15 protein-coding genes and 1 riboswitch are annotated in these 18,061 nt (G+C 69.2%); of the genes, 6 read left to right on the forward strand and 9 right to left on the reverse strand.

Going from position 1 to position 18,061, the window contains the following annotated elements; all coding sequences use genetic code 11:
- Window positions 1-22: 22 nt before the first annotated feature.
- On the reverse strand, window positions 23-1,168 hold the full coding sequence (locus IEZ21_RS18910; RefSeq protein WP_246567882.1) for an NADH:flavin oxidoreductase: 1,146 nt from the start codon (window positions 1,166-1,168) through the stop codon (window positions 23-25).
- 248 nt (window positions 1,169-1,416) lie between these two features.
- Here IEZ21_RS18910 and IEZ21_RS18915 point away from each other — a divergent pair, with 248 nt between their 5' ends.
- Window positions 1,417-3,918: a phospholipase D-like domain-containing protein gene (locus tag IEZ21_RS18915; RefSeq protein WP_189323087.1), complete on the forward strand. Its 2,502-nt coding sequence runs from the start codon at window positions 1,417-1,419 to the stop codon at window positions 3,916-3,918.
- Window positions 3,919-4,048: 130 nt separating this feature from the next.
- Here the strand turns inward: IEZ21_RS18915 and groL are convergent, their stop codons facing one another.
- From groL to thrC, 4 genes are all read right to left on the reverse strand, one after another.
- Complete coding sequence (gene groL, locus IEZ21_RS18920) at window positions 4,049-5,674, reverse strand: chaperonin GroEL (RefSeq protein WP_033322395.1); 1,626 nt, start codon at window positions 5,672-5,674, stop codon at window positions 4,049-4,051.
- Window positions 5,675-5,997: 323 nt separating this feature from the next.
- Window positions 5,998-6,201, reverse strand: coding sequence for a cold-shock protein (locus tag IEZ21_RS18925; RefSeq protein ID WP_003986833.1), 204 nt, complete (start codon window positions 6,199-6,201; stop codon window positions 5,998-6,000).
- Between the two features lie 429 nt (window positions 6,202-6,630).
- On the reverse strand, window positions 6,631-6,906 hold the full coding sequence (locus tag IEZ21_RS18930) for a MoaD/ThiS family protein (RefSeq protein WP_033322392.1): 276 nt from the start codon (window positions 6,904-6,906) through the stop codon (window positions 6,631-6,633).
- Window positions 6,907-7,028: 122 nt separating this feature from the next.
- Window positions 7,029-8,348 (reverse strand): threonine synthase, encoded by a 1,320-nt coding sequence (thrC, locus tag IEZ21_RS18935; protein WP_189323088.1) that lies wholly within the window; start codon window positions 8,346-8,348, stop codon window positions 7,029-7,031.
- Between the two features lie 16 nt (window positions 8,349-8,364).
- A riboswitch (SAM riboswitch) is annotated at window positions 8,365-8,523 on the reverse strand.
- 190 nt (window positions 8,524-8,713) lie between these two features.
- On the opposite strand from thrC, the gene IEZ21_RS18940 reads away from it, so the two are divergent.
- Both IEZ21_RS18940 and IEZ21_RS18945 read left to right on the forward strand, forming a co-directional pair.
- Window positions 8,714-9,688 carry a glucosyl-3-phosphoglycerate synthase gene (locus IEZ21_RS18940; RefSeq protein WP_033322388.1) on the forward strand — a complete coding sequence of 325 codons (975 nt, stop codon included), beginning with the start codon at window positions 8,714-8,716 and terminating at the stop codon, window positions 9,686-9,688.
- Window positions 9,689-9,894: 206 nt separating this feature from the next.
- Window positions 9,895-11,283, forward strand: coding sequence for an alpha,alpha-trehalose-phosphate synthase (UDP-forming) (locus IEZ21_RS18945; RefSeq protein WP_189323089.1), 1,389 nt, complete (start codon window positions 9,895-9,897; stop codon window positions 11,281-11,283).
- Between the two features lie 411 nt (window positions 11,284-11,694).
- On the opposite strand, the gene IEZ21_RS48815 is transcribed toward IEZ21_RS18945, so the two are convergent.
- The 4 genes from IEZ21_RS48815 to IEZ21_RS18965 form a co-directional block, all read right to left on the reverse strand.
- The gene (locus IEZ21_RS48815; RefSeq protein ID WP_189323090.1) at window positions 11,695-12,045 is read right to left on the reverse strand and encodes a peptidase inhibitor family I36 protein; all 351 of its coding nucleotides are present in this window, start codon (window positions 12,043-12,045) and stop codon (window positions 11,695-11,697) included.
- Between the two features lie 100 nt (window positions 12,046-12,145).
- Window positions 12,146-13,075 carry a 1-phosphofructokinase family hexose kinase gene (locus IEZ21_RS18955; RefSeq protein WP_189323091.1) on the reverse strand — a complete coding sequence of 310 codons (930 nt, stop codon included), beginning with the start codon at window positions 13,073-13,075 and terminating at the stop codon, window positions 12,146-12,148.
- 125 nt (window positions 13,076-13,200) lie between these two features.
- The gene (gene nagA / locus IEZ21_RS18960; protein WP_189323092.1) at window positions 13,201-14,346 is read right to left on the reverse strand and encodes an N-acetylglucosamine-6-phosphate deacetylase; all 1,146 of its coding nucleotides are present in this window, start codon (window positions 14,344-14,346) and stop codon (window positions 13,201-13,203) included.
- Window positions 14,346-15,344, reverse strand: coding sequence for an ROK family protein (locus IEZ21_RS18965; protein WP_189323093.1), 999 nt, complete (start codon window positions 15,342-15,344; stop codon window positions 14,346-14,348). The genes nagA and IEZ21_RS18965 overlap by 1 nt, the downstream gene beginning before the upstream one ends.
- A gap of 163 nt (window positions 15,345-15,507) precedes the next feature.
- Between IEZ21_RS18965 and IEZ21_RS18970 the strand changes: the two genes are divergently transcribed.
- From IEZ21_RS18970 to otsB, 3 genes are all read left to right on the forward strand, one after another.
- Complete coding sequence (locus IEZ21_RS18970) at window positions 15,508-16,734, forward strand: ABC transporter substrate-binding protein (protein ID WP_246567884.1); 1,227 nt, start codon at window positions 15,508-15,510, stop codon at window positions 16,732-16,734.
- Between the two features lie 173 nt (window positions 16,735-16,907).
- Window positions 16,908-17,138: a DUF3263 domain-containing protein gene (locus IEZ21_RS18975; RefSeq protein WP_033322383.1), complete on the forward strand. Its 231-nt coding sequence runs from the start codon at window positions 16,908-16,910 to the stop codon at window positions 17,136-17,138.
- 27 nt (window positions 17,139-17,165) lie between these two features.
- Complete coding sequence (otsB, locus tag IEZ21_RS18980) at window positions 17,166-18,029, forward strand: trehalose-phosphatase (RefSeq protein WP_189323095.1); 864 nt, start codon at window positions 17,166-17,168, stop codon at window positions 18,027-18,029.
- Window positions 18,030-18,061 lie beyond the last annotated feature (32 nt).

Raw genomic sequence — 18,061 nt, forward strand, 5'->3', positions numbered from 1 at the left:
CCTCGACGTACCGCTAACAAACTCAGCTCAGCGTGCGCAGCGACGCCGGGTCATACGCCCCCAACTCCCCGAAGCGCCCATCCAGCACCTTCGCCGCCCACTCCGGGTCCTGAAGCAGCGCGCGGCCGACCGCGACCAGGTCGAACTCCTCGTTCTCCAGGCGGTCCAGCAGGTCGTCGATGCCCTTGACCGCGGCGCCCTCGCCCACGAAGGCCTTGATGAAGTCGCCGTTCAGGCCGACCGAGCCGACGGTGATGGCGGGCTTGCCGGTGAGCTTCTTCGTCCAGCCCGCCAGGTTGAGGCCCGAGCCGTCGAACTCCGGGTGCCAGTAGCGGCGCGTGGAGGCGTGGAAGGCGTCCACGCCGGCCGAGGCGAGCGGGGTCAGCAAGGCTTCCAGTTCCGACGGGGACTCCGCGAGCCTCGCGTGGTACGCCTCCTGCTTCCACTGCGAGTACCGGAAGATGACCGGGAAGGAGGGCGACACCGCCGCGCGTACCGCCGCCACGATCTCCGCCGCGAACTTCGTACGGGACACCAGGTCGCCGCCGTACTCGTCGGCGCGGCGGTTGGTGCCGGACCACAGGAACTGGTCGATCAAGTAGCCGTGCGCGCCGTGCAGTTCGACTCCGTCGAAGCCGATCCGCTCGGCGGCGGCAGCGGCTTCGGCGAAGGCCGCGATGACCTCGTCCAGGTCGGCCTGGGTCATGGCCTTGCCCGTGCCCTCGGTGCCGTCGGGGCGGATGCCGGACGGTCCGACGGCCGGAGCATCCGCGTACGGGGGTTCACCGGCGGACCGCACCATGCCGATGTGCCACAGCTGCGGCACGATCGTCCCGCCCGCCGCGTGCACGGCCTCGGCAACCTTCGCCCACCCGGCCAGCTGCTCCGCACCGTGGAAGCGCGGGATGTCGTCGCTCTGCCCGGCCGATTCGTGGCCGACGTACGTGCCCTCGGTGACGATGAGGCCGACACCCGCGGCGGCGCGCCGGGCGTAGTAGCCGACCACGTCCTCGCCCGGCACGCCTCCCGGGGAGAACCGCCTGGTCATCGGCGCCATCACGATCCGGTTCGGAACGGTCAGGCCGTTGAGGGAGACGGGCCGCGAGAGGATCTCGGCCGCGCGGGAGGCGGTCGAATCGCTGAAGCCGGTGGCGGTCGTGGCAGTCACGTGGAGGGCTCCTCGGAGAGGTCTGGAAGACATCGAGTGAAGTGAATCGAGTGAAGCGATCAGGGCATTCCGAGTGGTATGTGCGCATGCATAAACCATTCCTCGGGGCAACCACCTCACCCGCGACGACATTCCGCCGCCCCGCCTCCGCGCGCCCGTGATCCCGGCCACACACCGGCCCCGCACCCCGGCCCCACCGGCTCTATAAGGTGTGCTGGCCCCAACTTCATCCGAACGCAAGGGAACAGATGGGTAGACAGATACGGTGGACGGCCGCTCTCGCCGTCCCCCTCGCCCTCGGAGCGACCCTGCTCGCTCCCACGACCACCGCCCAGGCGGAAACGGTCGTCTCCGGGAACTACACCTCGGTCTTCAACTACCCGAGGCCCACCGGTGCCTACGACTTCTCGATCAGCACCGGAGCCGGTGAGCTGATCGATCTCGCGGCGCCCGGCTCGAAGCTCTACATGGGCATGTTCTGGTTCAACAGCTCGGACCTGCGGGCGAAGCTCGCCGCCGCCCAGGAGCGCGGTGTGACCCTGCGCATCGTCTCGGAGGGGGCGAACCGCGGCTCCAGCGACCTGGACCAGCTGACACTGACGGGCGGCTCGACCCTCACCTGGTGCAGCCGTGGCTGCCTGGGCAACGGCTCGGACGACACGCGCGCGATCAACCACGACAAGTACATGGTCCTCGACGCGCTCACCGACGGCCGCAAGAACGTCGTCTGGCAGAGCTCGCAGAACCTCGCGGGCGGCCAGGACGGGGAGATCAACAACGCCGTCGTCGTGGCGGGCAACGCGACCCTCGCCACCCGCTACCGCAACCACTTCAACGACCAGGTCGAGCACACAGGCGACAGTGCGCACACGACGTACGACCACACCACCGGTGACCCGAGCTCCCCGGTCGAGGCGTACTTCTCCCCGCGCGACACGGCCTCGGACGCCGCGCACTACGGCAACGCCGACATCCTCGCCTCCTTCATCGACCAGGTCGACTGCGAGCGCGACGGCCGGATCAGGATCTCGGCGGCCGAGCTCGACCAGCGGTCCACCCGCCCCGCCGTCTACGAGGCCCTGGAGACCAAGCGGGCCCAGGGCTGCGCCATCGACGCGAACATCCGCGACCTCAGCGACGGCGGCGGCAACAGAGGCGTCAACGAAATGGCCGGCCTCGACATCCCGGCCTACGGCAACCGCCCCGGCGGCTGCCGCTACAAGGCCTCGGCGACGTCGTCCTGCAACCGCGGCACCGTGCACTCCAAGTACCTGCTGACGGAGTGGAAGAAGGCCGACGGCACCCAGATGCAGCACGTGTACACGGGCTCCCACAACTGGACCGCGGGCTCGCTGAAAACCAACGACGAGACGATCCTGCGCATCGACGACGCGGGGACCTACCAGGCGTTCGTCGCCAACTTCAACAAGGCCCGCGCGGGCGTGGTCGACATCGACGCCACGAAGTTCGGCTCGACGTCCCAGCACTACTCCCGCGTCAACGTGAACGCGAACGGCGACCAGCACTACAGCGCGATCGCGTCCGGCGGCACCTCGTCCGTGTACACGGCGGTCGTGTACGAGCAGGGCGACCGGCACGACGCCTCGGACACCGAGCTGGGCACCGACGTATACATCCGCATGTACCGCGACGGCGTACCCCTGTGGGACGAGAAGCTGCTGAGCAACAGCGGAACCGGGACGACCTGGTCGCACCAGAAGCCCGATGTGGGCGTGGACGACCAGGGCAACGCGATCGTCGTCTGGGCCAAGGACGACGACGGCAACAAGTACGCCGACATCGCCGTGCGAAAGATCACCCCGGACGGCACGGTCACGACCCTGCCGCGCCCGCACGCCTCCGGCGACGGGGACCAGCTGCGGCCGACGGTCGCAGTGGCCGGCGACGGTTCCTACGGCATCGCCTGGGAGAGCACGGCCGACGGCTCGACGCTCAACCAGGTGTACGCGAGCGGCTGGTCCCCGACCGGCGCCGCGCGCTACCAGGACGTCCAGGTCAGCACGATCAACTCGGGCGCGGCCGGGTCCAACCGCCGGCCCGACGCGGCGATCGACGACGCCGGGAACATGGTGATCGCCTGGGAGGAGGACGCGGACGGCAACGGCGGCCTCAACATCGATGTGGCGAAACTGAACACCACGGGTGGCGTCGCCGTCGGCCGCAAGGTGGCCAACTCGCTCACGGACGGGCAGCAGTCCAGGCCCGCGGTCGCGTCGGCCGGTGACGGCCGGTTCGTGGTGGCGTGGACGGACGAGTACATCACCGGCGCCGGCACGCTGGTCCGGCCCCAGCGGATCCAGCAGCGCGTCTTCTCGGCGACCGGCACGCCCGCGGCAGCGGACCGGCGGACCACCGAGGACGCCACCGAGACCGGCCCGTACGTCGACAGCAAGCGGCCCATCTCCGCGCAGGCCGACGCCGATGTGGCGGTCGCCGACGACGGCAGCTTCGTCGTGGCGTGGAAGGAGGCCTTCGACGTGGTCGTGGGCAACCCCGCGACCCTGCACGCCGGCCAGGATGACGTCTGGGCCCGAGGCTTCAACGCGGACGGCACGACGGCAGGCCGGCTGGTCCCCACCCGGATGAACGTGGTGACCGGCGGGGGCCAGGGCGGCCCGGCCGTGGCACTGGCGGCGAACGGCCGGCTGACGCTGACGTACTCGGACGACTACGACGGCAACGGCCACAACGAGATGCGGCTGCGGGACGCGTTCAAGAACATCGCCTGAATCGCCTGACCGTTTCCGGGCTCCCACTCCAGACTCTCTCCCGTGGGAGCCGGGAAACGCCCGAGGGCAGCACCCCTGGAGTGGGGTGCCGCCCTCGTTCGCGTACTGCGATGAACTACCGAGCCCGGGCTCAGAAGTCCATGTCACCGCCCGGCATGCCGCCGCCGGCCGGGGCGGCGCCCGCCTTCTCCGGCTTGTCGGCGATGACGGCCTCGGTGGTGAGGAACAGCGCGGCGATGGACGCGGCGTTCTGCAGGGCGGAACGCGTGACCTTCGCCGGGTCGATGATGCCCTCGGCGATCATGTCGACGTACTCGCCGGTCGCGGCGTTCAGACCGTGACCGACCTGAAGGTTGCGGACCTTCTCCACGACGACGCCGCCCTCGAGACCACCGTTGACGGCGATCTGCTTGAGCGGGGCCTCCAGGGCGAGCCGCACGGCGTTGGCGCCGGTCGCCTCGTCACCCTCGAGCTCCAGCTTCTCGAAGACCGTGGCGGCCTGGAGCAGGGCCACGCCACCACCGGCGACGATGCCCTCCTCGACGGCAGCCTTCGCGTTGCGAACGGCGTCCTCGATGCGGTGCTTGCGCTCCTTGAGCTCGACCTCGGTGGCGGCACCGGCCTTGATGACGGCCACGCCGCCGGCCAGCTTCGCCAGGCGCTCCTGGAGCTTCTCGCGGTCGTAGTCCGAGTCGGAGTTCTCGATCTCGGCGCGGATCTGGTTGACCCGGCCGCCGACCTGCTCGGTGTCGCCGGAGCCGTCGACGATCGTGGTCTCGTCCTTGGTGATGACGACCTTGCGGGCGCGGCCCAGGAGGTCCAGGGTCGCGTTCTCCAGCTTGAGGCCGACCTCCTCGGAGATGACCTCGCCGCCCGTGAGGATGGCGATGTCGCCGAGCATGGCCTTACGGCGGTCACCGAAGCCCGGAGCCTTGACGGCGACGGACTTGAAGGTGCCGCGGATCTTGTTGACGACCAGGGTCGACAGGGCCTCGCCCTCGACGTCCTCGGCGATGATCAGCAGCGGCTTGCCGGACTGCATGACCTTCTCGAGGAGCGGCAGCAGGTCCTTGACGGCGCTGATCTTCGAGTTGGCGATCAGGATGTACGGGTCGTCGAGGACGGCCTCCATACGCTCCATGTCGGTGGCGAAGTACGCCGAGATGTAGCCCTTGTCGAAGCGCATACCCTCGGTGAGCTCCAGCTCCAGACCGAAGGTCTGGGACTCCTCGACGGTGATGACGCCTTCCTTGCCGACCTTGTCCATGGCCTCGGCGATGAGCTCGCCGATCTGGGTGTCGGCGGCGGAGATGGAGGCGGTCGAAGCGATCTGCTCCTTGGTCTCCACGTCCTTGGCCTGGTCGAGCAGGGCACCGGAGACCGCCTCGACGGCCTTCTCGATACCGCGCTTCAGGGCCATCGGGTTGGCACCGGCGGCGACGTTGCGAAGGCCTTCCTTGACCAGCGCCTGGGCCAGGACGGTCGCGGTCGTCGTACCGTCACCGGCTACGTCGTCCGTCTTCTTCGCGACTTCCTTGACCAGCTCGGCGCCGATCTTCTCGTACGGGTCCTCGAGTTCGATCTCCTTGGCGATGGAAACACCATCGTTGGTGATCGTGGGGGCGCCCCACTTCTTCTCGAGGACGACGTTACGGCCCTTGGGGCCGAGGGTGACCTTGACGGCGTCGGCGAGCTGGTTCATCCCGCGCTCGAGGCCGCGCCGCGCCTCCTCGTCGAACGCGATGATCTTGGCCATGTGAAGTGGTCCTCCCGGACTGGGGTGGATTGCTCCGGACCGTGCTGGCGCCCGCGACGGACGGCCTGCCTGCCCCGTGGTTCCTTGCCCCACTTGGCCTGCGGGCCTCACCGACCCGGTCCTCGTTGTCACTCTCACCTTCAGAGTGCTAACGCCAATGATTAGCACTCGCCCCCCTCGAGTGCAAGCGTCTACCGGGGAGCGAGAGGCCCGCCGAGGGGATGACCGGGAGAGGCCGGCAGGCATGCCGAAGGGCCCGTACCCCTTGAGGTACGAGCCCTTCGAAAGAAGAACGTGTCGCTGCAGATCAGTCGGCGCGTGCTTCAGCCGGCCACGCGGACCATGTCCGCCTGCGGCCCCTTCTGGCCCTGCGAGATCTCGAACTCGACTCGCTGACCTTCCTCCAGGGTGCGGTAGCCGTCCATCTGAATCGCGCTGTAGTGGACGAATACATCCGCACCACCGTCGACCGCGATGAAGCCGTACCCCTTCTCCGCGTTGAACCACTTGACGGTGCCCTGAGCCATGCCTAACTCCCCTATTACTGGCCCTTGCACAGATCCACACTTCGCGGATCCGGGTCAGACCTCACCCCCCAACGGTTGGGGGTGTGCGCCGGAACGCGTCGACCGCGGCTGAATGTATCTGCCCAACTGCCGTCTGCAACAGGTCAATCGGACGAGAAATCTGGGCATGGCCGATCCGGAATGTACGGAGAATTCACCCTAGAGTTGGGCAAGTCGGGCTCCACAAAAGGAGCAAAAGACACAAAAGACCTGCACATTTTGGCTATTTCTAATCGGACCTCAGACAGAAATGCACATGCATTCGGTCCGGGGGAGCACCAGGTTCCCCAACTGTATCGCGCTCAACCATGCAGAATTGCCCCCTCCGCTTATCTCGCGGAGAGGGCAATTCGATGAACCCTGAGTTACCGGCATTACCGACGGTAACGATCAGCCTCCGGCGACGGCCGGAATGATCGAGACGCCGGCCCCGTCGGGCGTCGCCGTCTCCAGCCCCTGCTCGAACCGCACATCGTCGTCGTTCACGTACACGTTGACGAACCGACGCAGCTTGCCCTGGTCGTCCAGAACGCGCGCCGCGATACCGGTGTGGTTCTTCTCCAGGTCGGCGATGACCTCGGCGAGGGTCGAGCCCTCGGCGGCGACCTCGGCCTTGCCGCCGGTGTAGGTGCGAAGGATGGTGGGGATACGGACGTTGACGCTCATGGGGTTATGACCTCCGGTCAGGTATGGAGCGCCCCCGAAGGGGCGCGGGGCGGTGACATCTGCGGCTGCGCCGCGGGGCGCGACCAGCCCCCACCGGCCCGCAGACGAACGACTAACAGGCTTTACCCAAGCCCGGCTTCACGGAACGAGTCCAGGCTGGGCCGGATCGTGGCGGTAAGACCCGTGCCGGCCACGGCGTCGAGGGTCTTGAGACCGTCACCGGTGTTGAGGACGACAGTCGTCAGGCTCGGGTCCAGCAGACCGTTCTCGATCAGCTTCTTCGCCACCCCCACCGTCACACCACCGGCGGTCTCCGCGAAGATCCCCTCGGTCCGCGCCAGCAGCTTGATCGCGTCGACGACCTGCTCGTCGTTCACGTCCTCCACCGCGCCACCGGTACGCCGCGCGATGTCCAGCACGTACGGACCATCCGCCGGGTTCCCGATGGCGAGCGACTTGGCGATCGTGTTCGGCTTCTGCGGCCGTACGACGTCGTGGCCCGCCTTGTAGGCGACGGACACCGGCGAGCAGCCCTCGGCCTGGGCGCCGAAGATCTTGTACGGCTTGTCCTCGACCAGCCCGAGCTTGATCAGCTCCTGCAGACCCTTGTCGATCTTCGTGAGCTGCGAGCCGGAGGCGATGGGCACCACCAGCTGGTCGGGGAGCTGCCAGCCGAGCTGTTCGCAGATCTCGTACGCGAGGGTCTTGGAGCCCTCGGCGTAGTACGGGCGCAGGTTGACGTTGACGAAGCCCCAGCCCTCGCCGGCCGGGTCGCCGATCAGCTCGGAGCAGAAGCGGTTCACGTCGTCGTAGTTGCCCTCGATGCCGACGAGTTCGCCGCCGTAGACCGCGGCCATGACGACCTTGCCCTGCTCCAGGTCGTGCGGGATGAACACGCAGGAACGGAAGCCGGCGCGGGCGGCGGCGGCACCCACGGCACCGGCGAGGTTGCCGGTGGAGGAGCAGGAGAGGGTCGTGAAGCCGAAGACGCGGGCGGCCTCCAGGGCCTGTGCGACGACACGGTCCTTGAAGGAGTGCGTCGGGTTGCCGGAGTCGTCCTTGACGAAGAGCTTGCCGGGGTCGACGCCCAGCTCGCGCGCGAGGTTGTCGGCCTTGACGAGCTTGGTCCAGCCGGGGTTGATGTTCGGCTTGGTGGCCACGTCCGCGGGGACGGGCAGGAGGGGCGCGTACCGCCAGATGTTCGCGGGGCCCGCCTCGATGCGCTTACGGAGTTCCTCGGTGTCGTACGCCGAGAAGTCGTACGCGATCTCCAGCGGGCCGAAACACTCCTCGCAGGCGAAGACGGGGCCGAGCGGGACGCGGTGGCCGCATTCGCGGCAGGAGAGCGCTGCGGCGGGGCCGAGGTCTGCGGAGTTCGTGGAGGGCGCCGAGTCGGCGGAGGTTTCAGCGTTCGTGGTGCTTGCAACTGTCTGCGCAGCCATGTGAGGCGAGGCCCTTTCCTCATCTTCCTCACGACGCATCTCGCCGTGAGACGGATTTGGCACCTTCACTAGCCGGGAGCCTCGCGGAATCGATCATCTTCGATCGGTACGAGAACCGGCTGGAGGGTTGCCGGGGCTTCAACGGGCCGTATCCCTCTGCCCCTCTGGATGAGCGCTATTCGGTTGTGAGTATGTGGTTGTCGGCTGGGCGACCCGCGACATGCGATGGTCATCAGCGTTGTTCAAGACTGTAACCGAAGGCCTGGATCGTGGAGAGACCAGTCCGAACCGCGAGATGACAGTCACATCAGCCTTCTGCCGCAGTGGGCACTCGCGACCCGGTCCGATGCAAGGGAGAGCCGCACGTGCTGGAAAACGTCGAGCGCTGGCTGAACACGCGCTCCTGGTCCGTTGACGACCGCCCGCTGAAGAAGCTCATCGCCGCGAAGCGCGCGGCCAACTCCACGGTGAGCGTCGTACTGCCCGCGCTCAACGAGGAGGAGACCGTCGGCGAGATCGTCGCCGTGATCCGCCGCGAGCTGATGACCAAGAAGGTGCCGCTCGTCGACGAGATCGTCGTGATCGACTCGGGCTCGACGGACCGTACCTCCGAGGTCGCCGCCGACGCGGGCGCCCGGGTCGTGCACCGGGACGAGATACTCCCGCGCATCCCCGCCGTCCCCGGCAAGGGCGAGGTCCTGTGGCGCTCGCTGCTGGTCACGAGCGGGGACATCGTCGCCTTCATCGACGCCGACCTGAAGGAGTTCTCCGCGGACTTCGTCTCGGGGATCGTCGGTCCGCTGCTCACCGATCCGGGCGTGGACCTCGTCAAGGCGATGTACGACCGCCCGCTGAACCTGCCGGGCGATCCCACCTCCGGCAGGACCGCCGCAGGCCAGGGCGGCCGCGTCACGGAACTGATGGCCCGCCCGATCCTGAACATGCACTGGCCACAACTGGCCGGCTTCGTGCAGCCGCTCGGCGGGGAGTACGCGGCCCGCCGCTCGCTCCTGGAGCAACTGCCGTTCCCGGTCGGCTACGGCGTCGAGCTGGGCATGCTGGTCGACGCCCTGCACCTCGTGGGCCTCGACGCCCTCGCCCAGGTCGACGTGGGCGTCCGCAAACACCGCCACCAGGACGGCCAGGCCCTCGGCCGCATGGCCGCCGCGATCTACCGCACGGCCCAGCTGCGGCTGGCCCGCGGCCATATGGTCCGGCCGCGGATCACGCAGTTCGAGAGGGTCGAGGCGGGATTCGCACCGCGTACGTACTCCGTGGACACGGAGGAACGACCGCCGATGGCGGAGATCGAGGAGTACGCGGAACGAAAGGCGGCGTAGCGATCACGCCCCTGGAAGAGGGCCGCAGGCCCCTCTTCCAGGGGCGCGGGGCTGTGACATTTGCGGCTCCGCCGCGGGGCGCGACCAGCCACGACGCCCCCGCAGCCGCCACACGACAGCCCACCCCGAGCTAATAGGCACCCTGCGGAACCCGCGGCGCGAAGGCGCACGTTTGAGCGAAGCCACCCTGGGCTAAGTTGAGCCCTATGGCATCAACGCAAGCCCAGATCCTCGTCGCCTCCAACAGGGGCCCGATCTCGTACACCCTGGACGAGAAAGGGACCCTCAAAGCCAAGCGCGGCGGCGGCGGCCTGGTCTCCGGCCTCTCGGCAATCGGCCCGGAGGCGGGCGCGCTGTGGGTGTGCTCGGCCCTGGGCGACGGCGACCGCGAGGCCGTACGCCGCGGCGTCGGCGAAGAGGGCGTACGGATGCTGGACATCCCGGCGGACGTACACGAGGACGCGTACAACGGCATCGCGAACTCCGTGCTGTGGTTCGTGAGCCACATGCTGTACCAGACGCCGCTGGAGCCGGCCTTCGACGCGGAGTTCCGCAGGCAGTGGGCGTCGTTCGAGACGTACAACCGGGCCTTCGCCGACGCGCTCGCCGAGGAGGCGGCACAGGGCGCCGCCGTGCTCGTGCAGGACTACCACCTGACGCTGGTCCCCCGCATGCTGCGCGAGCTGCGCCCCGACCTGCGAATCGGGCACTTCTCGCACACGCCGTGGGCGCCGCCGGAGTACTTCCGGATGCTGCCCGACGACATCGCCGCGCAGTTGCTCGGCGGGATCCTCGGTGCCGACCGGGCGGCGTTCCTGACCCAGCGGTGGGCGGACGCGTTCACCGACTGCTGTCATGCCGTGCTGGGGCCGGGTATCCCGTCGGGTACGCGGATCGGGGTGCACGGGCTCGGCGCGGACGCGGACTTCCTGCGGAAGCGGTCGCACGAGGCCGATGTGAACGAGCGGATCGTCGCGCTGCGGGAGCAGATAGGCGCGGGCCGCAAGGCGATCGTGCGGGTGGACCGGACGGAGCTGTCGAAGAACATAGTGCGGGGGCTGCTGGCGTACCGGCAGCTCCTTGAGGACCAGCCGTCGTGGCGTGAGCGGGTCGTGCACGTGGCCCTCGCGTATCCGTCGCGGCAGGACCTGGCCGTGTACCGCGACTACATGGCCGAGGTGCAGCGGCTCGCGGACGAGATCAACTCCCAGTACGGGACGCCTGGTTGGACCCCGGTCGTGCTGCACCTGAAGGACGACTTCGCCCGCTCGCTGGCCGCGTACCGGCTGGCCGACGTGGCCCTCGTCAACCCCATCCGCGACGGCATGAACCTCGTCGCCAAGGAGGTGCCGGTCGTCTCCGACGAGGGGTGCGCGCTGGTGCTCTCGCGGGAGGCGGGGGCGTACGAGGAGCTGGGCGAGGATGCGATTGTGGTGAACCCGTACGACGTCTCGGGCACTGCCCGTGCCCTGCATGAGGCGTTGTCGATGCCGCTGGACGAGCGGGCGGAACGTACGAAGCGGCTGGCCGGTGCGGCTACTGCGCTTCCTCCGGCCCAGTGGTTCTTGGACCAACTGCGTGCACTGGACGCGTGATTGCGTCCCCGCCGCCCCTACCCGTCCCCAGCCCTGGGCCGATAGCCCAAGCGGTCAGTTTGAAGAACTACGCGAAGGCCGCCGAAGGCTGCGGCGATTTGTGTGCGTGGGGGCGGCAATCTAAGGAGGCGGATCCGCCCGTCCCCGCTTGGAAGGCCGTCGCGGGAGCCTTCCAAGGGGAAGGCGGCAGACGTGGGCAAGAGCCGTCGGGCCCCACCCGCCCTGGATGGTTCCCAGGGCTCTTCAGGGGGGGCAGGCGGCCGTGCGTACCACTAGCCTGCCCCCTCTGAGGATCAATCCCTCAACCACCCTGGAGAGTTGAGGTCAAACAGCGTCCGCCGGGGTTCCATCACCGCCTTTGGCCTGCACCGACGGTGCACCTTCAGGCTCACCGGCATGAAGGCCGCCGCACTAACGTGCGTAGACTGCAATCCCCGTAACGGCGCCACGGGTGTTGTCTGAGTAGGTGCGCGGCCCCAGAGTGACTCGCCGGGTGCCGTTGTTGCAGCCGGTGGTGATGCTCCAGAACTCAATGCGATAGGACGTCTGGTTCGAGACGGACCGGGCAGTGGTGAAGGGATAGCAGCCGGGCGTTACAGACTTGACGGTCCTGGTTCCAGTCCTGTTCGTCCCTGACCATCCGCAGACCTTCCCGCTCGGGCAGGTGTTGGGATCAGCCGCCGCAGCCGGTGTGGCAAAGGTGCCGCCCAGCAACGCGCCGGCCACAGCCACCGTCGCCAGGCTTTTCCTGAGCACGCTCATATGAGGTTCCCCCTATCGAGAAATGGATCTTTGGTCGACTGCCGATCGTATGCCCTGAAGGCGGTGTTGTGATCATGACAATCGGCCATGGTTGGCCGATTTACGCCACCGAAGCCTCGCCGGTCACCGTCACGCGCCCCACCAACTCGTCATACGCCCGCCCGTCGAACTCACCCGCCGCAGGCGCCAGTACCGTCGCCGTCGACAGGGCCACCGCGCGGGCCAGCCTCTCCGGCCACGGCAAGTTCTCCACCAGCCCCGACAGCAAGCCCGCGACCACCGAGTCGCCTGCGCCCGTCGGGTTGCCCTCGACCGGGCCTGGCGGCGTCGCTCGCCAGTGCCCCTCCGCGTTCAGGGCCAGCAGGCCCTCCGCGCCCAGGGAAGCGACCACCGCGTGGGCGCCGCGGCGGCGGGCGTCGCGTGTGGCCTGCAGCGGCTCGTGGGAGCCGGTGAGTTCGGCGAGTTCGTCGGTGTTCGGTTTGACGAGGTCGGGGCGGGCGGCGACGCCACGGCGCAGCGGTTCGCCGCTGGTGTCGAGGATGACCGGGATCGACAACGACCTGGCCGTGCGGACCAGTTGGGCGTACGCGCCTACCGGCACCCCGGGCGGGAGGCTGCCGCACAGAGCCACCGCGGAGGCGGCGGGCAGCAGGTCCTCGTATGCGTCCTGGAACGCCCGCCACTCCGCGGGGGAGACGAGCGGGCCCGGCTCGTTGAGCTGAGTCGTGTCACCGGTCGTAGTGTCGACCACCGCGATAGTGCGGCGGGTCGGGCCCGTCACCGGGACCAGCGCGTCCACGACGCCCGGTGTGGACGTGAGGTGGTCCTGAAGGGCCCGCCCAGTCGCCCCGCCCACGAAACCCGTCACCGTCACCTCGTGGCCGAGCGCGGCCAGCACCCGGGCCACGTTCAGGCCCTTGCCGCCGGGGCGTTCGGTGACCTCGGTGACGCGGTGCGAGGTGTGCGGGCGCAGGGACGGTACGCGGTAGGTGATGTCGAGAGCGGTGTTCAGCGTGACCGTGAGGATCATCCGGGCCGACCTCCCCCGAGTGCGCGCTTGCCTTGTCCGGCCTTGTCCGGATGACCGATCATGCCAGCCAGACGGCGGTCGGCCCAGTTCCGCAGGCCAGCCGCTCGGCTCAACAAACGGCAGAATCAGCCCAGTTGGGGCTCAACCACCCATTCTCCCCGGCGCATCACGCCCCTGAGGGCGAAGTCGGCGTCCAGGATCACCAGGTCCGCGTCCTTGCCCGGTTCCAGCGAGCCCACCCGGTCGTACAGGCCGAGCAGCCTGGCCGGGGTGGCCGAGAGGGCGGCGACCACGTCCTCGACGGGCAGGCGGTCCAGGGTGACGGCCCGCTTGAAGGCGCGGTCGAGGGTCAGGGTCGAGCCCGCGATGGAGCCGCCCTCCACCAGGCGTGCCACGCCCTCGCTGACCTCGACCTCCAGCGGGCCGAGCAGATAACGGCCGTCGCCGAAACCGGCCGCGTCCATCGCGTCCGTGATGAACGCCACCCGGTCCGCGCCCGCGTGATGGAACGCCAGTTGGAGGGACGCCGGATGCAGATGCGTACCGTCGTTGATCAGCTCGACCGTGATCCGCTCGTCTTCCAGGAGCGCGGCGATCGGGCCGGGCGTGCGGTGACCGAGGACGGGCATCGCGTTGTAGAGGTGCGTCGCCACGGTGGCGCCCGCCTCGATGGCCTCCACCGTCTGCTCGTACGTCGCGTCCGTGTGCCCGATTGCCGCGATCACCCCGTGCTCCGCGAGGAGGCGTACGGAGTCGACGCCGCCCGGCAGTTCCGTGGCGAGCGTCACCATCTTGGCCCGGCCGCGCGCCGCGTCGATCAGCTTGCGGACCTCCGCCGGGTCCGGGTCGCGCAGCAGTTCTTCGGAGTGTGCGCCCTTGCGGCAGGGCGAGATGAACGGTCCCTCGAAGTGGATGCCCGCGATGTCGCCCTGCTCGGCCAGTTCGGAGAGCAGCCCGGCGCGCTGGGCGAGCGCGTCCATGCCGCCGGTGACGGTCGACGCGACGATCGTCGTGGTGCCGTGCAGGCGGTGCGTGTGGACGCCCTTGAGGATCTCGTCGACCGTGCCGGAGGTGAAGGACGCGCCGCCGCCACCGTGGTTGTGGATGTCGACGAAACCCGGCACCAGCCAGTGGCCGGTCAGGTCCAGTACGTCGGCGTCCGCGGGAGCACTCCCGGCGATACGCGTGCCCTCGACGATCACGCGTCCGCCGTCCACGATTCCGGTGGGCAGCACCACCTGGGCACCGGCGAGCACTTTGCTAGTGGCCATCAGGTGGTTACCTCCGAGGGGGCAGTAGGGGTGGTGGACAGCAGGTCCCAGGCCAGCAGCCCGGCGCCCAGGCAGCCGGCCGTGTCCCCGAGCGCCGCCGGGACGATGGTGGGCAGCTTCTGGAAGGTCACCCGGCGCTCGACCGCCGCCCGTAGCGGTGTGAACAAGGTTTCCCCCGCCTCGGCCAGGCCGCCACCGATGATCAGCGTGCGCGGGTCCAGCAGGGTGAGCGCGGTGACAAGGCCGTCCGCGAGCGCGTCCACCGCCTCCTGCCAGACCGCCGCCGCCCGCCGGTCCCCGGACTGCACGGCCTTCGCGCAGTCGGCCGCGTCCGCCTGAGGATCGCCGGACGCCTCGGCCCAGGCCGCGCTCACCGCCGACGCGGACGCGAACCGCTCCAGACAGCCGCGCTGCCCGCACGGGCACGGGGTGCCCCCGGGGCGTACGACGATGTGGCCGATCTCGCCCGCGAAGCCGTGCGCGCCCGCCTCCACCCGGCCGTCGATACCGATCGCGCCCGCGATCCCGGTGCCGAGCGGCACGAACAGGAACCGGTCGGCTCCCCGCCCCGCCCCGAGCCGCCCCTCGGCGAGCCCGCCGGTGCGCACATCGTGCCCGAGGGCGACCGGGACGCCGTACAGCCGCTCGCCGAGCAGATCCCGCAGGGGTACGTCACGCCAGCCGAGGTTGGCCGCGTACACCGCGATGCCCCGCTCGGCGTCCACGATGCCGGGGACGGCGACGCCGACGGCGGACGCGGGCTCGCCGAAGTGGCGCTCGCCGTGCGCGCGCAGGTCCGCCGCGAAGCCGAGGATCGACTCCACCACGGCGTCCGGGCCGCGCTCCCGGCCCGTGGCGCGGCGGGCCTGGTGCAGCACGGTGGTGGGCTGCGGTTGCCGCTGGTCGATACGGCCCGCGGAGGGCTGGGCGTCGTCGGCCCCCACGAGGGCGGCCTTCATCCCGGTGCCGCCCACATCGAGGGCGATGACGTGTTTCACAGGTACAGTCTCGCCCCTGACCCCACGAGAGGTCTAGTCCACTCGCGTACTGTAGACCTTTGCATTCCGGTTATCCGGTCTTCAACTTCCGTGACGAGTACGACAGATGAGGAAAACAGCGGTGCGGCGACGAGTGACAGGTTTCATCTCGATGGTGTCCGCAATGGGCGTGACGGCTGCACTCGGCGGCTGCTCCGGCGACACCGCGGCCACCCAGAACGCCACGCTCACGCTGGTGGCCGCCGACTACGGCGACTCCGAGGCGAACAGCTCCCAGAAGTACTGGGACAAGCTGGTCAAGGCGTACGAGAAGAAGAACCCCGGCATCGAGGTCGACGTCAGCGTTTACTCGTGGAACGAGGTCGACGCCAAGGTCAAACAGATGGTCGCCGACGGGGACGCACCCGACATGGCGCAGATAGGCGCGTACGCCGACTACGCCGCGAAGGGTCAGCTGTACGAGGCCGACGAACTGCTCTCCATACCCGTCCAGGCCGACTTCGTCTCGAGACTCGCCGAGGCGGGCGAGGTGGGCCGGGTGCAGTACGGCATGCCGTTCGCCTCCTCCACGAGGCTGTTGTTCTACAACAAGGAGCTCTTCGACGAGGCCGGCCTCACCCCGCCGCAGAGCTGGAGCGAACTGGCCGCCGCCGCCACGACCCTGAAGTCCCGCGGAGTCGAGACGCCGTACGCGTTGCCCCTCGGACCCGAGGAGGCCCAGGCCGAGACCATGATGTGGCTGCTGAGCGGCGGCGACGGCTACACCGCCACCGTCGGCTCGTACGGCCTCGACTCCGACCAGAACATCGCGACCTTCAACTGGCTCAAGAACGACCTGGTGGGCAAGGGCCTCACCGGGCCGACCCCGCCCGGCAAGCTCAACCGCGCCGACGCCTTCGAGGCGTTCACGCGCGGCGAGGTCGGCATGCTGAACGGTCACCCCTCGCTGATGCAGGCCGCCGAGAAGAAGGGCGTGGAGTACGGCATGGTGCCGATGCCCGGCATCGACGGCAGGGCCAAGGCCACGATGGGCGTCGCCGACTGGATGATGGCGTTCAAGGAGAACGGCAACGGCGAGGAGATCGGTGACTTCCTCGACTTCGTCTACAGCGAGAAGAACGTGCTCGAGTTCTCCCACGAGTACAACCTGCTGCCCGTGACCACCTCCGCCTCCGACGCGATGGCCGCGGACAAGAACGACAAGGATCTCGACCCGTTCCTGTCCGAGCTTGAGAACGCCGAGCTGTATCCCGTCGCCAAGACGTCCTGGGCGCAGGTCAGCGCCGACATCAAGCAGCAGATCGGGAAGGCGGTGGGCCCCAATGCGCGGCCCGCCGCGGTTCTGGGGTCGCTGCAGCGGGCGGCTTCGGCGGCCGACAACGCGGAGTAGCTCCGCTGGTTGCGCAGGGTGCCTAGTAGCTCGGGGCTCGGTGTCGTTTGGCGGGTGCGGGTGCGTTGTGGCTGGTCGCGCCCCGCGGCGGAGCCGCAAATCGATACAGCCCCGCGCCCCTGAAAAGAGGGGCCTGCGGCCGCCTCTTTTCAGGGGCGCGGTAGCGTCGACGTATGGCAGAGGAGCTGACCCCGTTGGAGCTTGACGTGCTTGCGCTGGAGGGGCGGGGCTGGGCTTCTCCCGGGGCCAAGGAGCGGGCCATACGGGAGGAGTTGGGGATGGGGCCGGTTCGGTACTACCAGTTGCTGAACGCCCTGCTTGATGCGCCGCGTGCTCTGGCCCATGACCCGGTGACCGTGAACCGGCTGCGCCGAATACGGGACGCCCGCCGGGCCGAGCGCTGACAGATCGCTGACGGATAGGGTCGCCGTATGGGCAGCCAAGCGGATCCCTCGAAGACACCGACGCCATTGCCGACTCCTGCGACGCCGGCCGGACGTGATGGCCTCGACGCCATCCTCGCGCGGCCCGAACGGGCCGTACTCGCCTTCGACTTCGACGGCACCCTCGCCCCGATCGTCCCCGACCCCGAGCAGGCCCGCGCCCACCCCGACGCGGTCCCGGCGCTCGCCGCCCTCGCCCCGAAGGTCGCCTCCGTCGCCGTCGTCACCGGCCGCCCGGCCGACGTCGCGGTCCGCCACGGAGGCTTCGCGGGCGTACCCGGCCTTGAACACCTCGTCGTCCTCGGCCACTACGGCGCCGAACGCTGGGACGCGGTCACCGGCACCGTCACGGCGCCCCCGCCCCACCCCGGCGTCGCCGCCGTCCGCGCCGAACTGCCCGGCGTCCTCGACCGCTCCGGCGCCTCGCAGGGCACCTGGATCGAGGAGAAGGGCCGCGCCGTCGCCGTCCACACCCGCCGCGCCGAGGACCCACAGGCCACCTTCGAGGCCCTGCGCGAACCCCTCACGGACCTCGCCACCCGCCACGGCCTGGTCGTCGAACCGGGCCGCCTGGTCCTGGAACTCCGCCCACCGGGCATGGACAAGGGCGTCGCGCTACGCGAGTACGTACGAGAGGTCGGCGCCGGGGTGGTGGCATACGCCGGCGACGACTTGGGCGACCTCCCGGCGTTCGCCGCGGTCGAGGAACTCCGCTCGAACGGCGTTCCCGGCCTGCTGGTGTGCAGCGGCAGCAACGAGGTGACGGAGCTGGAAAAGCGCGCGGACCTGGTGGTGGACGGCCCGGCGGGGGTCGTGCACCTACTGAGGGCGCTGACGACATCGCTCGGCTGACCCGCTCAGCCACTCGTTGTTGTGAAGAGCAT

The sequence above is a fragment of the Streptomyces flaveus genome, assembly GCF_014647675.1.
GTDB lineage: Bacteria > Actinomycetota > Actinomycetes > Streptomycetales > Streptomycetaceae > Streptomyces > Streptomyces flaveus.

Coding starts and splice junctions, on each gene's coding strand:
- IEZ21_RS18955 (WP_189323091.1), bottom strand. CDS start 13,075: ATGATCCTCACGGTCACGCTGAACACCGCTCTCGACATCACCTACCGC.
- IEZ21_RS18925 (WP_003986833.1), bottom strand. CDS start 6,201: ATGGCTCAGGGCACCGTCAAGTGGTTCAACGCGGAGAAGGGGTACGGC.
- thrC (WP_189323088.1), bottom strand. CDS start 8,348: ATGGCTGCGCAGACAGTTGCAAGCACCACGAACGCTGAAACCTCCGCC.
- groL (WP_033322395.1), bottom strand. CDS start 5,674: ATGGCCAAGATCATCGCGTTCGACGAGGAGGCGCGGCGCGGCCTCGAG.
- IEZ21_RS18915 (WP_189323087.1), top strand. CDS start 1,417: ATGGGTAGACAGATACGGTGGACGGCCGCTCTCGCCGTCCCCCTCGCC.
- IEZ21_RS18945 (WP_189323089.1), top strand. CDS start 9,895: ATGGCATCAACGCAAGCCCAGATCCTCGTCGCCTCCAACAGGGGCCCG.
- IEZ21_RS48815 (WP_189323090.1), bottom strand. CDS start 12,045: ATGAGCGTGCTCAGGAAAAGCCTGGCGACGGTGGCTGTGGCCGGCGCG.
- nagA (WP_189323092.1), bottom strand. CDS start 14,346: ATGGCCACTAGCAAAGTGCTCGCCGGTGCCCAGGTGGTGCTGCCCACC.
- otsB (WP_189323095.1), top strand. CDS start 17,166: ATGGGCAGCCAAGCGGATCCCTCGAAGACACCGACGCCATTGCCGACT.
- IEZ21_RS18970 (WP_246567884.1), top strand. CDS start 15,508: ATGGGCGTGACGGCTGCACTCGGCGGCTGCTCCGGCGACACCGCGGCC.
- IEZ21_RS18975 (WP_033322383.1), top strand. CDS start 16,908: ATGGCAGAGGAGCTGACCCCGTTGGAGCTTGACGTGCTTGCGCTGGAG.
- IEZ21_RS18930 (WP_033322392.1), bottom strand. CDS start 6,906: ATGAGCGTCAACGTCCGTATCCCCACCATCCTTCGCACCTACACCGGC.